Annotated in this window: 13 protein-coding genes; 7 read left to right on the top strand and 6 right to left on the bottom strand. The window is 39.2% G+C overall.

Annotated features, from left to right (window positions below; translation table 11 throughout):
- Positions 1 to 352: 352 nt before the first annotated feature.
- The gene (locus LG273_RS03230; protein ID WP_404457616.1) at positions 353 to 1,396 is read right to left on the bottom strand and encodes a ketopantoate reductase family protein; all 1,044 of its coding nucleotides are present in this window, start codon (positions 1,394 to 1,396) and stop codon (positions 353 to 355) included.
- Between the two features lie 156 nt (positions 1,397 to 1,552).
- Between LG273_RS03230 and LG273_RS03225 the strand changes: the two genes are divergently transcribed.
- From LG273_RS03225 to LG273_RS03210, 4 genes are all read left to right on the top strand, one after another.
- Positions 1,553 to 3,031, top strand: a complete 1,479-nt coding sequence (locus tag LG273_RS03225; protein WP_404457613.1) for a methyl-accepting chemotaxis protein — start codon at positions 1,553 to 1,555, stop codon at positions 3,029 to 3,031.
- A gap of 295 nt (positions 3,032 to 3,326) precedes the next feature.
- A complete protein-coding gene (locus LG273_RS03220) occupies positions 3,327 to 3,695 on the top strand; it encodes a thiol-disulfide oxidoreductase DCC family protein (protein WP_404457610.1) in 369 nt (122 codons plus the stop codon).
- A 180-nt stretch (positions 3,696 to 3,875) separates the two neighbouring features.
- Complete coding sequence (locus LG273_RS03215; protein ID WP_379560835.1) at positions 3,876 to 4,016, top strand: hypothetical protein; 141 nt, start codon at positions 3,876 to 3,878, stop codon at positions 4,014 to 4,016.
- On the top strand, positions 4,013 to 4,990 hold the full coding sequence (locus tag LG273_RS03210) for a bile acid:sodium symporter family protein (RefSeq protein WP_379560836.1): 978 nt from the start codon (positions 4,013 to 4,015) through the stop codon (positions 4,988 to 4,990). Before LG273_RS03215 ends, LG273_RS03210 begins: the two co-directional genes overlap by 4 nt.
- Before the next feature lie 169 nt (positions 4,991 to 5,159).
- Here the strand turns inward: LG273_RS03210 and groL are convergent, their stop codons facing one another.
- On the bottom strand, positions 5,160 to 6,797 hold the full coding sequence (gene groL, locus LG273_RS03205) for a chaperonin GroEL (RefSeq protein ID WP_379560838.1): 1,638 nt from the start codon (positions 6,795 to 6,797) through the stop codon (positions 5,160 to 5,162).
- Positions 6,798 to 6,865: 68 nt separating this feature from the next.
- Positions 6,866 to 7,150, bottom strand: coding sequence for a co-chaperone GroES (gene groES / locus LG273_RS03200; protein ID WP_379560839.1), 285 nt, complete (start codon positions 7,148 to 7,150; stop codon positions 6,866 to 6,868).
- A 287-nt stretch (positions 7,151 to 7,437) separates the two neighbouring features.
- On the opposite strand from groES, the gene LG273_RS03195 reads away from it, so the two are divergent.
- Both LG273_RS03195 and LG273_RS03190 read left to right on the top strand, forming a co-directional pair.
- Complete coding sequence (locus LG273_RS03195; RefSeq protein WP_379560840.1) at positions 7,438 to 8,151, top strand: CPBP family intramembrane glutamic endopeptidase; 714 nt, start codon at positions 7,438 to 7,440, stop codon at positions 8,149 to 8,151.
- A 31-nt stretch (positions 8,152 to 8,182) separates the two neighbouring features.
- On the top strand, positions 8,183 to 8,383 hold the full coding sequence (locus LG273_RS03190; RefSeq protein WP_379560842.1) for a YdiK family protein: 201 nt from the start codon (positions 8,183 to 8,185) through the stop codon (positions 8,381 to 8,383).
- A gap of 30 nt (positions 8,384 to 8,413) precedes the next feature.
- Here LG273_RS03190 and LG273_RS03185 read toward each other — a convergent pair whose 3' ends face one another.
- Positions 8,414 to 9,433, bottom strand: coding sequence for a hypothetical protein (locus LG273_RS03185; RefSeq protein WP_404457603.1), 1,020 nt, complete (start codon positions 9,431 to 9,433; stop codon positions 8,414 to 8,416).
- Positions 9,434 to 9,677: 244 nt separating this feature from the next.
- Entirely contained in the window at positions 9,678 to 10,325 is a 648-nt protein-coding gene (locus LG273_RS03180) for a redox-sensing transcriptional repressor Rex (RefSeq protein ID WP_379560844.1), read from the bottom strand.
- Positions 10,326 to 10,572: 247 nt separating this feature from the next.
- Here LG273_RS03180 and LG273_RS03175 point away from each other — a divergent pair, with 247 nt between their 5' ends.
- On the top strand, positions 10,573 to 12,501 hold the full coding sequence (locus tag LG273_RS03175; protein ID WP_404457600.1) for an ABC-F family ATP-binding cassette domain-containing protein: 1,929 nt from the start codon (positions 10,573 to 10,575) through the stop codon (positions 12,499 to 12,501).
- Between the two features lie 26 nt (positions 12,502 to 12,527).
- On the opposite strand, the gene LG273_RS03170 is transcribed toward LG273_RS03175, so the two are convergent.
- Complete coding sequence (locus tag LG273_RS03170; RefSeq protein WP_379561386.1) at positions 12,528 to 13,700, bottom strand: FtsW/RodA/SpoVE family cell cycle protein; 1,173 nt, start codon at positions 13,698 to 13,700, stop codon at positions 12,528 to 12,530.
- Positions 13,701 to 13,736: the final 36 nt, after the last annotated feature.

Genomic DNA, 13,736 nt, shown 5'->3' with positions numbered 1-13,736 from the left:
ATTTTAAACTTTGTAAAACTAAAACGTATGAAACTGATACTGATAATCTGACTACCTTTAATCATTGATAATGATTATCATTTGCAACTATATTTCAAAGTATACCAAAGATATAAAATTTAGCAACCATAAATTTTACAAATTGATTAAAAACTTGAGACTACGTTAAAAGGATGAATGAAAAAGATCAATTTGGCCCTACCCTTTACTCTAAGTACTGCTTGTTCATACAGATTCCAGATTCAAAAAATTGTACTAAAAAAGGAAGCTTTCCATAAGTTTACTTAACTCATGAGGAGCTTCCTTTTCATACGTCATACGCTCACACCTATATGTGAAAATATCTTGTTCTTTAGCTTTTTTGCAGCACACCGACTTTGTTAGCAAACGATTTAATATTCTCTTCAAAAGTAGGGACCGTTTTCTCATTTTCGGCTTTGTTTACTAAAGCCACAACAAGGTCATTGTATGGTGTCGCAACTCCTAGTTCTTTTCCTTTAGCTGCCACGAACCCATTAATATAATCTATTTCTGTTTTTCTTTGTTTCTCTAAATCTTGTAACATGCTTGCTCTAAGTAATGCCTGTGGGGCAAAGGCTTTTCGAGCAAACCCAATTGCAGTCGGGAAGTTGCTTTTGTCTTCGTTAAGTTTTAAAATCTTTAAATCAAAACCAGATAGCGGGGCAAAGGTTACACCGGCAGCTTCCCCAACACGAATTGTTTCATCTGCTAATGATACCGCACTATGTACACCAACCTCATTATTTGTAACCTCTCCAAAACTACATCCAAGCGCTGTAGACATTCCACTTAGTGCTACATTGACGAGTAGTTTAGACCATTTCGTTCCAATAAGGTTATCCGTAACAAATGTACCACCAACTAAGTCTAATATTTCTTTTATTTGTTGGATTCTGTCTGTGATGGAACCATCTAACTCCCCAATTTGGAAGGCATTACTTTGAAAAGCTTCTTTGGTCGTGGTTAATTCCGATATGCCGGGCTCTTTAAATGTTGCACCAAATTCAACAGACCCACCTATTACACGTTGTTCACCTAAAATGGTCACCAGCTGTTCCTCTGGTACACCATTTTGCAAGGAAAGCACGACACTCTTATTATGTAAATAGTTTTTGAGATTCGTTACTACCTCTTCATTAAAAATTTGTTTTGTAAGTAACAAGACTAAATCATAGGTTCCTGTCATTTCGGATGGCGTAATAGCTTTTACGGGAATCGTTTCATTAACAGTACCCGTTAGGATTGCTCCACGTTCGTTTAGTGCCTCTACATGCTCTTTAAAAATATCGATGAGGTCGACATCGTGACCCCCTTTTGAAATGAACGCGCCTATAATCGTACCTAATGACCCTGCTCCCATTATTCCAATTCTCAAGTTAAACAACCTCCTGTATGTATAGTAACTCTATTATACTAGGTAATTTCTCACTCTTCCATGTATACATGATAGATTTCGTAAAACTCAACTTAATTTTACATTTTAGTAAAAAATGCCGATAAAGTAATTATATAGAACAAAGGGGGATACAAGATGAACCAACAGGATACATATAATACTAACAGAGTGCACAAGGTAAACCTATTTTTACTCTGTACCATTGTCTTGCTATTAGTGGTTCCAGTAGTGATAGCAGAGGGGGTCAACCAAAGTATTGGCATTATTGTTGCAGGCCTATTGGTCGCTCTTATTTCGATTGCTAATTACCTTACACCACTACCTACTTACATAAAAGGATTTATATTTGCCTTCATTCCAAATGTAGTTGTCATACTATTATTTGTTATAGACGGTTATGCACTCAATAAGCACTATGTTATCTTTTTAACGATTGCTATGATTGCGATGTATTTTAAGAAAGAATTGATTTTAACATTTGGTATCGTCTTGAACATTATGTTATTTGCAATATTTTTCTTAAGCCCGCAAGATTTATTAGGTGTTGATAACAATCTAAAAGGTTTTATTACCGTCCTAGCAATGACCGATGGCATACTCATCGCATTGTATCTATTAACAAAATGGGGTAGGGAATTAGTAGAAGCTTCTTATCAGAAGGAAGTAGAAGCAAAAGGGCTACTGGATAAATTGCAGAACACTTTCCATTCCATCGATCAAGGCGCAAGCACTTTAGATACGACGATCGAAGAATTCAACCAAAATATTACAACCATTTTTGAATCTAGTGAATCAGTATTAGAAGCAGTACAACAAATGTCCGCTGCTATTCAGGATGAAGCAGAGAGTGTAAATTCCGTTAATGAGTCAATGGGAGCTTCATTAATGAAAACAAATGAAACGATAAAAATTTCTGAGCGTATCGTAGAAAAATCAGGCCACACGAATAATGTGGTAGAAGTTGGTTGGGACAAAGTCCAACAGGCATCCAATTATATTCGCACTGTTAACGATGCAATTGGTACTACCTCTCATACGGTCGCCGATTTACAAGATAACTTAGCAAAAGTAAATACATTGCTGCAAGGAATAAAGGAAATTGCTGATCAGACAAATCTCCTTGCGTTAAACGCAGCAATTGAATCAGCACGTGCAGGAGAGGCTGGAAAAGGCTTTGCTGTAGTTGCAGATGAAGTGCGTAAACTTGCAGAACAAAGTGCCGAAATTACCGTGAATATCACAGAGGTAACAGAAGGTCTCTTCCAAAAGTCCCAGGAAGCCCGCACAAAATCTACTGAAGGAGAGCAAGCAGCTGCCGAAGGAATGGATTTATTGAATGAGGTTTCCCGCTTCTTTACTGATTTGAAAGATTCCTATCAGGATACCAATAGCAATCTCTCACTAGGTATGAAGGAAATTCAGTCTGCTACGAGTGATTTACAGGATATTCAGGAGCAACTTGAAAATGTAGCAAACATTTCTGAAGAAAACGCTGCTTCCACACAGGAAATGGTGTCTACATTGGAAAATGAACATAACTTAATCACATCTATCAATACATCCGTACAGGAAATAAGTAAATTAAGTAAGGAATTAAAACAACTGGTGAAGTAGTAGGTGAAAGTTAGAAAAGCGCAACCTTGATGATAACTAACTGAATAGGACAAAGTAAAAGCACCCCCTGCGTTGTATATAAATGAAAACGGCGTTAGAGGTGCTTTTCTCATGGGAAAAAGACAAATGTTTACCCAGTAGAAGTGAAACAAAACGTAATTGAATGGAAGTAATCTGGGGAATATACAAACAGACAGTTCATTGAGAAGTTCGAAATATGTATTAAAGTAAAGATGCAATGAAACTTTAATCTCTGTAACTAGAAAAACATATTAAACAGAAGGGAGAAAAAAGTGTGAATAAACATATTGTATTTTTCGATGCAGAATGCCCTTTATGTCGGACAGTGAAGGCAGTACTGAAAAGACTGGATTGGAATAACACCATTTACTGGTACCCTGTTCAAGAAGTAAGTGAATCAATAAAAGAGAGAGTCAATATTTATAAAAATATGTATGACGAAATCTATATGTATACAAAAGATAAACGAGTTCTGACAGGATTTCATACCGTCCGTAAGATTCTTTCATTACTTCCAGCCACAATCCCTTTCGCTTTATTACTCTATCTACCTTTTGCACAAAATATTGGTGATCCTGTGTACCGTTTTATTTCAACTCGCCGTTATAAATGGTTTGGGAGAGTGCTATATAATAAGCCGTGATTAGTAACCGGACTAAAACGAAGTCGTGTCAGAATACGTGAAAAGATCCTAGTGATATTTAAGTGGTTGCGTGATCTTTGCATGCAAATAACCTCTGAAGAATTTAATGTTGTAAATTTTAAGATTATTATGTATAATCCTTGAAATAAACAATTTTTAAAATACAGAGGTGACGTACATATGAGCACTAGTAACCAGACTTTACTAGGTGAATTAAGAGATGGCATTGCCATTAACAAGGAAAAATTCATATTGGCATTGGACCCGAATGACAAAATGAAATCTATTGAACTTGCAGATCCAAAGGGGGAGTACAAATGAAATTACTAGAGACAATCAGTAATCTTGCCGGAAAATACTTCGCCGTTTTGGTGATTGGGGTGGCCCTGATCGCATTTTTTATCCCAGAGCCTTTCGTAGGATTGGGTTCTTATATCACCATCCTATTAGGAATCGTCATGTTCGGGATGGGGCTTACACTTAAGCCTGTAGATTTCAAGCTGGTCGTAAAGAAACCGATCCCGGTCATCATTGGAGTAGCTACCCAATTCGTATTAATGCCGTTGATAGCCTTGGCACTTGCCTATCTTATGAATTTACCGGCTGAACTGGCAGCAGGTTTGGTGCTCCTGGGTTCTGTTCCAGGCGGTACAGCGTCTAATGTTATGGTCTACCTGGCGAAAGGAAACCTTGCCCTTTCCGTTGCAATGACTTCCTTTTCCACTATGCTTGCGCCGATTCTGACACCGTTAATTCTGTTAGCGTTAGCCGGACAATGGCTGCCCGTAGACCCTATCGCGATGTTCATATCCATCGTTCAAGTCATTATTATTCCAATCGCTCTGGGTATTTTAATCAGACGAATCTTTCCGACAACCGTTGAAAAAAGCTCAACTGCCGTACCGCTGATTTCTGTTATCGCGATTATCATAATCGTATCAGCAGTCGTATCAGCAAACGTAGAAAGTATCACCACTTCAGGTTTGTTAATTTTCTCAGCGGTTATGCTTCATAACTTCCTTGGCCTTTTCCTTGGGTATTTAGCAGCTGCATTGATGAGATTGGATGAGAGTAAACGAAGAGCGATATCCATCGAAGTTGGTATGCAAAATTCCGGTCTTGGTGTTTCCCTGGCAACCGCCCACTTCGGACCATTAGCTGCCTTGCCTAATGTCATCGCAGCGGTGTGGCACAATATATCTGGACCATTGCTAGCAACATATTGGTCCAAAAAGCAAGTTACGCAAGGGAAGAACGATAAGGAAATTAGCGGTATTTCTAGACAAGCACAATAGTTATGATGGTTCCTTTGGTTTTGAACGATAGTTTGTTGGTGACGACCGAAACATATTACAGTAATGTGCGAACTACTAATAAGCTTAAACAAAGAACCTACTCTCCAATAAGGAAAGTAGGTTCTTTGTTTTTAGCTTTATTGGGAAAAGAGGAAGTGTAGGGAATCTCCTACATCATACCGCCCATACCACCCATGCCGCCCATGTCAGGCATTCCGCCACCAGCAGCGCCGCCTTCTTCTGGCTTGTCAGCTACTACTGCTTCGGTAGTCAAGAACATTGCTGCTACAGATGCTGCGTTTTGTAGTGCAGAACGAGTAACTTTAGTAGGATCCACGATACCTGCATCTACCATGTTTACCCATTCGCCTGTTGCTGCATTGTAACCAACGCCAACTTTTTCGCCTTTTAGACGTTCTACGATGATAGAACCTTCTAGTCCAGCGTTGTGAGCGATTTGACGAACTGGCTCTTCCATTGCACGACGTACGATGTTCGCACCAGTAGCTTCGTCGCCTTCTAGGCTTAGCTCACTTACTTTGTTGTAGATATTTACAAGTGCAGTACCACCACCGGCAACAATACCTTCTTCAACTGCTGCACGTGTAGAGTTTAATGCATCTTCAATGCGTAGTTTACGCTCTTTTAATTCTGTTTCAGTTGCAGCACCAACTTTGATTACTGCTACACCGCCAGCTAATTTAGCTAGACGTTCTTGTAATTTTTCTTTATCGAACTCAGAAGTAGACTCTTCAGCTTGTGCACGGATTTGAGCTACACGGGAAGAGATTGCTTCAGGGTTACCTGAACCTTCTACTACTGTAGTGTTTTCTTTTGTTACAACAACTTTAGAAGCGCGACCTAATTGCTCAATTGTAGCACTCTTAAGGTCTAGACCTAGATCTTCTGTGATCACTTCTGCGCCAGTAAGTGTTGCGATGTCTTCAAGCATTGCTTTACGACGGTCACCGAATCCTGGAGCTTTAACAGCTACAGCATTGAAAGTCCCACGTAGTTTGTTTACTACTAATGTAGCAAGTGCTTCGCCTTCAACATCTTCAGCAATTAATAGAAGTGGTTTACCTTGTTGAACAACTTGCTCAAGTACTGGTAATACTTCTTGGATATTGCCGATTTTCTTATCTGTGATTAAGATATATGGATCTTCAAGAACTGCTTCCATTTTATCCTGGTCTGTAACCATGTACGGTGAAGCGTATCCGCGGTCGAATTGCATACCTTCTACCACTTCAAGCTCTGTGTTGAAGCCTTTAGATTCTTCGATTGTGATAACACCATCGTTACCAACGCGCTCCATAGCTTCTGCGATTAAGTTTCCTACTTCTTCGTTTCCAGAAGAAATAGCAGCAACCTGTGCAATGGATTCTTTGCTTTCGATTGGGTTAGAGATAGCTTTTAGTTCGTTAACCGCTACTTCTACTGCTTTTTCAATACCGCGACGAACGCCTACTGGGTTAGCACCAGATGCTACGTTTTTTAGACCTTCACGGATCATTGCTTGTGCAAGAACTGTTGCAGTTGTTGTACCATCACCAGCAACGTCATTTGTTTTAGACGCTACTTCAGATACAAGCTGTGCACCCATGTTTTCGAAGTGATCTTCTAATTCGATTTCTTTTGCGATCGTTACACCATCATTAGTAATTAGTGGAGAACCAAATTTTTTATCTAGAACGACGTTACGCCCTTTTGGTCCTAAAGTAACTTTCACAGCATCTGCTAATGTATCAACACCACGAAGCATTGCGCGACGTGCGTCTTCACTAAATTTAATTTCTTTAGCCATTGATAAAGCCCTCCTTGATTTTTATCTATTTTTATTTCGCATTAATTTTTGATGTACAAAACGACCGATTAGCTTACAACAGCTAGAATGTCGTTCTCACGAAGAATTAAGTATTCTGTGCCTTCATATTTAACTTCCGTACCGGCAAATTTTGAGAAAATGATGCGGTCGCCTTCAGCTACTTCAAGCGCCACTTTATCTCCATGTTCCGTTACGCGGCCAGAACCTACAGCAACAACCTTACCTTCTTGTGGTTTTTCTTTTGCAGAGTCTGGAAGTACGATACCGCTTGCAGTTTTTTCTTCCTGTTCAACAAGCTCGATTACAACACGATCTCCTAGTGGTTTAATCATGTAGAAAGCCTCCTTAATTCTAAATATGTTTTTTTAGTTATTAGCACTCTACATAACCGAGTGCTAATTCCAATTAATATGATAAATAATTTGATTTAAAAATGCAAGCATTGCACTCATAAATTTTCCATTTTTAGATGAAGCCTTTGTAAAGCCCTTCTATTATATCCTCGCCCTAATTTATGATAGAATAAAAACAGAATGCAAATAATTATTCTACTAGTCCAATTAACTCGCACATATAAATAGAAATAATACGAAACGTTCGATAAAGGAGTCGTTGCATTTTGCCAAAACGTTATTGGTGGGTCATTATTTCCTACCTTATTATGCAGTTTTCTGTGTTCTTAATGGCCCCACTTCTTTACTGGTTATTGCCAATTAGTGTAGGGCAAGCTAGCACTTACTGGTCCATCACAAGCTTTATTTTAGGATTAATCGTTGTGATTTTGCTGTTGAGACCGGACATGAAAATGACAAGGAGCTTGGAAGCTCCCCCTGTCAGCGTTGCAGTTGCTTGGTCCATAATCGGTGTGTTTATGGCCTATGCTGCCCAGTTTATTGCAGCCATACTTGAAATGGCGATCTTTGGCATTCAGCCAGGGTCGGAGAATACACAGGATATTATGGGCATAGCTCGAGCTACCCCATTGTTTATTCTTATACCCGCTATCATCGCACCAGTTCTGGAGGAAATTATCTTCCGTAAAATTATTTTTGGGCAGCTTTATACAAGGACAAACTTCTTTATTGCTGCATTAATTTCTGCCTTTATCTTTGGAATCATTCACGGAGAACCACAGCATATTCTGATTTATGGTTCAATGGGCTTGGTTTTCGCTTTTCTTTATGTAAAAACGAAGCGGATATTGGTACCGATATTTGTCCATGCAGCAATGAATACAATTGTCGTCTTATTACAATATAATTTGACGCCAGAAGATATTGAAAGAATGGAACGACAATTACAAGAAATGCAAACGATACTATTTGGAATTTAGGTGAAGCGAACACCACCTTGGAGGGTTATGCATGAAAATTTCACCAAAAACAATGGCAGCCATCTATTTTGTCATGGGCGTGTTCTTTATATACATTGCCATTCTTAGTGCTGAAGAGACAATCTGGAATTTCACGACAATGGTGCTCGCATTGTTTGCCACCCTTGAATTTGGTGTGAGCTTTCGTTTAATTGGTTTACATGTTCGGCTAAAGAACAATAAAAAGGAGTAGCAATTACCTGCTACTCCTTTTCTTATCTCGTTATTTCACTTGCTTAATTTTTTCTAGCCACTCGTCTTTATTTTCGATCATACCCTCCATAGCCGTGTAACGTACGACAAAGAGCATACCATCCTTGATAAAGGCACGTGCTACTTCTTCCTGGTCAAGCATAGTACTATCTCCTGTTACGCTAAATTCATAGATGATTTCCTGATTTGCTTCCTCTATACGATTAAACTCTAATTCCCCATCTATCATGCTGTTTAAATTGGTTTCCATCATATCTACATAAGCAGAATGACTATTATCTTGTGAGGTAAGTTCAGGGTATACATGTACTGTCAGCATCTCTGTATAGTTTTGGAAGTTTTCACCATTAGCAAGGAATTCGGCAACGCCTTCTCCTTGGGCTTCCGCATAATTTCCTAGAACCCATTTATCACTATCAAATGGCATTTCCAATGAGGTAATGAATTCCGCATACTCGCCTTCCATAGCAGCTTCTCCTGTTGCTCCGCCTCCGCTTGCTTCACCTTGTTCCATTTCTTCCCCGTTTTCGTCAAGTGGAATTGTTTCCTCTGCTACAGAACTGTAGATCTTCCATACGCCATCTTCTGGTTTTAATGTATGAACCCCTTTGGTCAGGTTGTTTTGATACTCTGGTCCGTCTACTTTCATTGAAGTCTGTGTATAAGAAACGGTTGCTTCTCCTTCTGTTTTCTCTTCAACACTTAGGTCTGATAACTCCATATCTAATGTATAGACAGCCATTTGATCCCATAATTGATCTGTTGAATCATAGGAAGGTGATTCGCTATGGATCGTTTCCATATGCGCATCTTTATCCTGGTCCATCATAGTCTGAATGTTTGCTTCAAGTACTGCAAATAATTCATCATCTTCCGGAATTGCACTTTCTTCTGTTTCCTCTGCAGCTTCTGTATCAGCTGATGATTCGGTTTCCTCTTCTTTTGGTTCCTCACTACTCGTTGACTCAGAACATGCACCTAGGAATAAAGCAATAGTAAGTACGATGATAAGTCCAATTATTTTCTTCATTTCCCTTACCTCCTGAATTTTTTTACCTTTTCACAATTGCAAACCAATTAACATCATACCTTAAACATGAGGGTATAGACAGATGTCTTATTCCCTAAAAAAATGTCAGATAAAACGGGCCCTTTTGACTATTTTTAAAAAAGAGGTGGATATTAACCCGCTTTTTACAGTGAACTCCTGTTAAAAGGAAATAACCCCTTTTAAAAATAAAAAAAGCCCTTTAAAAGAGCCTTTTGTATTCATGCTATTCTTCCAGTTCTCCTGGTATAAGAGGGTAATGCTTCAGAAAATAAACTAATGCCTGTAATTCCACAGCCAGATCGATGTGATGTACACGAATATGCTCGGGAACAGAGATTCTTGCCGGTGTGAAGTTAAGAATACCTGTAATTCCATGCTGCACAAGCCGGTCCGTAATTCCATCAGCTTCACTCGCTGGAATAGTAAGAATCGCAACCTTTATTCCATTAAGTTTCTCTTCCATGTCATTAATATGATAGATTGGCACTCCACCGATTTCCGAGCCGACTTTCTTCTCGTCTGCATCAAATGCCATTTGAATCTTGATGTTATTGTTTTTCATAAAGTTATAATGCAAGAATGCGGTACCAAGATTTCCCACACCAATAAGGGCAACGTCTGTGACCTCGTCTTGGTCTAAGGTTTTTCTGAAAAACCCGAGCAAATATTCAACATTGTACCCATAGCCTTTCTTACCCAGCGCGCCAAAATAAGAAAAGTCTCTCCGAATAGTTGCCGAGTCTACTTTTACTGCTTCACTTAGTTCCTTGGATGAAACACGCTTTTTCCCTTGGTGATTCAAGTTATTAAGAAAGCGGTAATATAATGGCAATCGCTTAGCAGTAGCTTGTGGTATTTTGTTCTGATCCATCTTTATTCCTTCTTTCGCTCCGATAATTATGTATGAATAGCAAATCTATGCAGAGCCCGCATATGCTTGCCCTGTTAAATGGTATGTAATACATTTCTTCAATTCTTATCTCTACTCCTCTATTTTAGCAGAAACATAGAAATAAGTCGTGATTCTTTTCACAATTCATTATGAAATTTTTTACAGGATGTTGGAATTTACGGAAATGTCGAGGTAAGGTAAACTATAGGGAGATGAGGTGACTGGTATGATACTGATGCAAGTAAATGATGTTTCCAAATCCTTTGGAGCAGAAGAAATATTATCGAACGTAAAATTAGAAGTAAAAGAGAACGACAGAATTGCAGTTGTAGGAAGAAACGGAGCTGGTAAATCCACTCTTCTAAAAATTATGTCCGGAGAAATGTCGTATGATAGCGGGGAAGTTTTCAAACCAAAGGATTTAAGTATTGGCTACCTTTCTCAGCATACATCGCTCGACTCTCACCTTACCATTTGGGATGAAATGTTAGAAGTCTTTTCCCATCTTGTAAGCAAAGAGGAAGACATTCGTACATTGGAACAAAAAATGGCAGACGCTGCTAATTTATCAGAAGAAGCCTATCAAAAAGTCCTACACGATTATGATCAGCTGCAACAGGTCTATCAACAAAGTGGTGGGTATACATATGAAGCTGAAATTAAAGCAGTGCTTACAGGATTACATTTTCAGGATTATGACTACAATACGCCCATTACGGAACTAAGTGGTGGCCAGAAAACACGACTTGCGCTGGGGAAGCTGTTGCTCACCAAGCCACAGCTGTTAATTCTGGACGAGCCGACTAACCATTTGGATATCGATACACTAGGCTGGCTGGAAAATTATCTTGTGAGCTACCCAGGAGCAGTCGTAATTGTTTCCCATGATAGATATTTCTTAGATAAGACAGTATCCATTGTCTATGAAATATCTCGTCATAAAACAAAAAAATATCAGGGTAGCTATAGCAAATACCTAGAACAGAAAGCATTAGATTATGAAAAAGATCTAAAAGAATTCGAAAAACAGCAGTCAGAAATTAAAAAGCTAGAAGATTTTGTTCAGCGTAATATCGTTCGTGCCTCTACTACGAAACGGGCACAGAGTAGAAGAAAGCAACTTGAAAAAATGGACAGGATAGAGAAACCTCTTGGTGATGAATCCTCTGCCTCGTTCTCTTTTCAAATTAATCGTCGCAGTGGAAACGATGTGTTGAAAATCGATCAGCTTGCTTTCCAGTACGGGGATCAAGGTGAGAATATTTTTCAAAATGTTAAACTGCATGTTAATAGAGGGGAACGGATTGCCCTAGTAGGACCAAACGGTGTCGGAAAAACTACGTTACTGAAGGTTATTATGGGCAAACTCTCACCGAATAATGGCAACATACAAATCGGCACGAATGTCCAGATCGGCTATTATGACCAGGAGCAAGCTAATCTGACTTCTTCTAAAACGGTGTTAATGGAGCTGTGGGATGAATACCCAACAGTGAATGAAAAGGATATACGAACCGTCCTTGGTAACTTTCTTTTCTCAGGTGATGATGTTTTAAAGCCAGTAAGCGCGTTAAGCGGTGGAGAAAAAGCCCGTCTTGCCCTTGCCAAGCTCATGATGCAAAAGGCTAACCTGTTGATTCTGGATGAGCCTACCAACCACTTAGATATTGATAGTAAAGAGGTTCTCGAGGCAGCACTTCTCGAATTTCCTGGCACCATTGTCTTTGTGTCCCACGACCGTTATTTTATCAATAAAATCACGGATCAGGTCGCGGAAATGCAGCGAGACGGAATCACCATTTATTTAGGAGACTATGACTATTATATAGAAAAGAAAGAAGAAGAGGCAGAGCTGGAAAGACTACAACAAACAGAGGAAGTAGTTCAAAAAGCCGATCAGCGCAAACGTGATTTCAAGATGGAAAAGCAGCTGCAAAGCCAACGACGGAAAAGAGAGCGCCGTATAGAAGAATTAGAATCCACAATAGAGCAGTATGAAATGCAAATTACGAAACTGGAAGAAAAAATGACAGAGCCGGAAGTATTTCAGGATCACGAAAAAGCCTTAGAACTTACGAAAGAAACAAGTGAGTTAAAGCAGAAAATAGAAGGCTATATGGAAGAATGGACAGCTTTACAGGAAGAGGAAGATTAAAAAAACCCGCATACTATGCGGGTTTTTTATTTGAATAGATAGTCATTTTGAATGGAATGTTCCACTGCAACTCTATATATAAGCCCCAACCCGATCATTGTGGATAACACAGAGCTACCACCATAACTTATCAACAGGAGTGGGATACCTGTGATTGGCATAATCCCCAAATTCATTCCTACATTCTGAAAAACGTGGATAAGTAGTATGCTCATGAACCCAAAACATAGATAGGAACCGAACGGAGAATGCTTATACATATTTAAACCAAGCGTTACCAGTTTATAAAGTAGCATAAAGTAAAGGAATATCACCAACGCGCTTCCAATAAATCCAAAGCTTTCTCCTATAACCGAAAAGATGAAATCCGTTTGTGCCTCTGGTGTCGCGACCTGTAAACTCCCCATCCCTTTACCAAATAGCTGCCCAGATCCGAGTGCCATATGGGCCCGGTCAAAGTTAAACGTGGCATCGGGTGCCTGTTGTTCTGGGTTGAACCATGTAAGAATTCGGTCAATTTGATACGCATTTCCACTACCAACCATTTCTTTTGCTATATCTGGGAAACGTACAATAAACGCTAACACAGCCCCACCGAAGGCCGAAATGCTGGCTACAAGCGTACCAATAATTTTCCAACTAACCCCTGAAAGAATAATTAACATGCCACATACGAATAAGTAAACCATAGATGTTCCGAAGTCTGGCTGTCTCATAATCAAGGCAACAGGAAGAGCGGTAATGGCAAGAATTTTTATTAGAAGTAATAAATCACTTTTGATCGTGCTAACTACGAACTTCTCTTTGTGTCGATTTATAATGGCTGCTATATACAAGACTGTGGACATCTTTGTAAATTCTGCAGGCTGCAGGGAAAAGCCTGGTAATGTAAACCAACTTTTAGCACCATTAACCGGCTCTGCGATACTTACTGGACTAACAAGTAAGACCGCAAGTAATAGCACTCCAAAGATATAAACATACACACTTGCCTTATACATCTGATCTAAATCAAAGTATTGGAGTGCAGCCACTATCCCAATCCCGACAGTGAACCAAATGATCTGTTTTAATACAAAGTTTTGATTATATTGCTCCAATTGCTGTGCATTATAAACGGCTAATAAACTGACAGCAGCAAATAAAATGAACAATGTGATTAGGTCATTCTGAATATAAAAAGATTGTTTTTTGGACATATACCAATCACCAAATTTCTGTTTTGCTAAATTAAA

Origin of the sequence: Oceanobacillus kapialis (assembly GCF_044790185.1) — a bacterium.
Classification (GTDB): Bacteria; Bacillota; Bacilli; order Bacillales; family Amphibacillaceae; genus Oceanobacillus_B; species Oceanobacillus_B kapialis.
Note: the sequence above shows the minus strand (reverse complement) of the source record. Positions and strands in the feature narration are given on the sequence as shown.